Annotated in this window: 2 protein-coding genes; one reads left to right on the top strand and one right to left on the bottom strand. The window is 59.0% G+C overall.

Annotation, left to right across the window (positions count from 1 at the left end):
- A partial coding sequence (locus ACOVRA_RS12015; RefSeq protein WP_421720495.1) for a TonB-dependent receptor occupies positions 1-2111 on the top strand: 2111 nt, incomplete at its 5' end.
- Here ACOVRA_RS12015 and ACOVRA_RS12010 read toward each other — a convergent pair.
- The coding region (locus ACOVRA_RS12010; RefSeq protein WP_421720494.1) for a fumarylacetoacetate hydrolase family protein at positions 2101-2975 on the bottom strand (875 nt) is incomplete at its 5' end. The genes ACOVRA_RS12015 and ACOVRA_RS12010 overlap by 11 nt on opposite strands.

Below are 2975 nucleotides of genomic sequence, written 5' to 3'. Positions count from 1 at the left end.
CTAGGTTTGTTTGCATGTTTTCTTGGCCCAGCCTTCTTCTCCTCGCAAGCCCAGCTACGGCTTTACCGCAAGATACAATCGTCAGTGCACGGGCAACCGACCCTGAAGCAGCCTCTGAGGTTATTGTCGTTCGGGCAGAGCGGCTCCCACCCGATCGTTCTATGCGGGCGCAGATTAGTCTGGATGAGACAATGCTGGGGTCCAGCATTGGCCTGCGCTTGGACGAGGCCCTGCGGGTAGCGCCGGGCACTGGCCTGTTTCGGCGTACGGCCAGCGGGTCTGCAAATGCAACCATTCAAGGCCTATCCCTTCGCCCGATTGCGCCGAATGGGGCTGGGCGCGCCTTAGTCAGCCTCGATGGCGTGCCGCAGAATGATCCATTTGGGAGTTGGGTTTTCTGGGTGCGACATGATCCTTTATTCTTGGAACGGGTCGATGTGCGTCGCGGGGCGGCGGGTGCGGGCTTTGGGCCACTGGCTTTAACGGGTGCGCTGGATCTGGTTGAAGCTCGTGGTGGACCAGCGCGATTGCGGCTATCGGCTGGTGGGCAAGGGGCGATGCAAATTGCTGCACGGGGGGCTGTTGCTGCCGGTGGCGGTACGATCACGGCCTTGGCCTCCTATGAGACGAGTGACGGCCTCATCCCAGTTAGCCCGGTACAACGCGGCAAAGTCGATCTGCCCGCTGATTTCAATGCTTCCACCCTGACCTTGGTCACTGAAATTCCTGCCGATAACGGGCAATGGTCGTTCCGCGTTTCAGGCTTCGAGGAAGAAAAGGGGGCGGGCACTTCAGGGGGCCGTAGTGCCGCCCGTGGGGCCGATTTAAGCGGCGCCCGCAAGCTACAAGGTGATTGGGGCCAAGCGCGCTTGATCCTGTTTGCCCAGACCCGCGATTTTGCCAATCAAACCACTTCGGTGTCGGTTGACCGCGCCAGTGTGACCCCGGCGCTCGATCAGTTTGAGACGCCAGCCTCGGCCCTAGGCGCTTCTGTCATCTATGCCCCCGCCTTGGCCCGTTGGAGCCCCAGATGGACTTTGGATTGGCGTCATAGCGAAGGCGAAACCCGCGAACTCTTCCGCTTTATCGGCACGGGATTTACCCGCACGCGGGTCGCAGGCGGCCAGCAAGACTTGTTGGGCTTCGGGCTCGATGTGCCGCGTGCCATTCTCTCTAAGGATGAACAATTTGGCCTAGACGCGACGCTGCGGCTGGACCGTTGGGCACATGATGGCGCAAAACGCCTTGAGACGGATCGTGCGACGGGCGCTGTTACGCTGTCTGAAACCTCCCGCGATCGGGAGGGCTATGTTGCGACTGGCCGCTTGTCCACTTTTGCGTGGGGCGGGAAGGCGCGCATCAGCCTGTTTCGAACCTTCCGTCCGCCCAGCTTGAACGAACTTCATCGCCCCTTTCGGGTCGGCAATGACGTGACTGAAGCCAATGCTGATCTGGTGCCCGAAGTGCTCGACGGCGTCGATGTCGACCTAGAGGCAGATTGGCAAGGTCTTGGTGGCGATTGGGCTGGCAGTCTTACGCTTTATGCCAGCAAGTTGCAGGACCCGATCACCAATGTGACGATTGGGGTGGGGCCAGGTGTGCTGCCCCGTGTTGGCTTCCTGCCAGCTGGTGGCACCCTGCGTCAGCGTCTCAATGCCGGGGAAATTCAAGCCAAGGGTTTAGAGGCTGGCTTGACCTGGATGGCAGATGGAACTGGCCCGCAGCCAGCAGTCGAAATGCGCTTGTCTTTGGTCGATGCTGAAGTGGACGGGGGGCGATTGCTGCCTGCCTTAAATGGTCTGCGACCTGCGCAGTCAGCTCCGTGGGCGAGTTATGTTGGGTTGACGCTACCGTTGAGGGCCGGGCCACAGTTGAATGTCGCCTTGCGCGGCGAAGGTGCGCGCTATGAGGATGACCTCAATACCCGCAAACTGAAAGCCTATCAGGCACTCGATCTGCGGGTGTCATGGCCAGTAAGGCGCGACACTGAAGTCTTCGCTTCAGCTGAAAACATCACAGGCACCCGCATCATGACGGCGATTTCAGGGGCGGGCATTCTATCGGAAACCTCTAAGCCCCTTTGGCGCGTGGGCCTTACATTCACGCGATAATGGTGGCTTTCACCTCATCAACGATCTTGTTCTCAATCTTGCCAAGGCCGTCAATTTCACATCGTACCGTGTCGCCTGCGAACAGATAGACCGGCGGGTTGCGGGCGATGCCGACGCCTGCAGGTGTGCCGGTGAAGATGATGTCACCCGGCAAAAGCGTAAAGGCGGTACTGAGATGGGCGATCATTTGCGGCACTTTAAAGATGAGGTCTGCCACGCAACCATCTTGCATCAGCTGATCGTTAACATAGCAGCGCAAGCGCAGCTGATCCAAATCTGCGATCTCGTCAGCGGTCACCAAGACCGGGCCAAACGGGGCATGGGTGTTGAAGCCTTTGCCCATAATCATGGTTGGTGTCGCCTTTTGCCAGTCGCGGACCGAATAGTCGCATCCGACGCAATAACCTGCGATGACCTCATGGGCGCGCTCAACAGGCACATGGCGCGCCTCTGCCCCGATAACAACGACTAGCTCTACCTCAAAGTCGAGCATGTCCGAAACACAGGGCTTCTCGACGTCGCCATAGGGCGCGTTCACCGCTGTGATCTGTTTCATAAACCAAGTCTGGATGGCAGGCGGCTCTCGACCTGTTTCGGCGGCGTGATCGGCGTAATTGAGGCCAATCCCAAAAATGCGCGGTGGCTGTGGGACTGGGGCCAAGAACTCAAGTGTATCGAGTTGCACTTCCTCAACAACTGTCCTTCCACTGGCAGGGCCACGCAGTGCGGAGACCACGCCAAGTCCATCACCCGGGGCTGCCAAAATCTGCGCCACTTTGCCTTCAATTTGCGCGATACGCCGCGCGCCGTTGTGCATAATTGTAGCAAGTTTCATGCGCTTAACATCCTCAGGGTTCGGTGAAG

The organism is Aquidulcibacter sp. (genome assembly GCF_049239865.1).
GTDB lineage: Bacteria > Pseudomonadota > Alphaproteobacteria > Caulobacterales > Aquidulcibacteraceae > Aquidulcibacter.
This window is presented reverse-complemented; position numbering and strand designations above follow the sequence as displayed.